Genomic DNA, 255 nt, shown 5'->3' with positions numbered 1-255 from the left:
CCCACATCGCGCCATGGTTGCGAGGCACCGGGGGCAATCAGCTGCCATGGCTGAGAGAGCTTGTCAAGCAAGAACCCCGTGCCGAGCACAAGTGCTTCATCTCCGAAAGAACCGTGAGAGGTCGGAGCAAACACTGCTATGGGGCCGACAGCGTCGAACCCACTGTCAGAATTTTGTGCGGAAAGAGCACGCTTGGCACCCATGCCTGCCAGTCGACGCTTGATCCCGTGCTTCATGATTTCCTTTCAACCAGAC

At 57.6% G+C, this 255-nt stretch carries 1 protein-coding gene; it reads right to left on the bottom strand.

Features of this window, described 5'->3' with window-relative positions; translation table 11 throughout:
• On the bottom strand, positions 1–236 hold a 236-nt coding region (locus tag SB660_RS22090), incomplete at its 3' end, for a hypothetical protein (RefSeq protein ID WP_410584607.1).
• Positions 237–255 lie beyond the last annotated feature (19 nt).

The organism is Bacillus sp. SIMBA_005 (genome assembly GCF_046535585.1).
In the GTDB taxonomy this organism is placed as follows: Bacteria; Bacillota; Bacilli; order Bacillales; family Bacillaceae; genus Bacillus; species Bacillus pumilus.
Note: the sequence above shows the minus strand (reverse complement) of the source record. Positions and strands in the feature narration are given on the sequence as shown.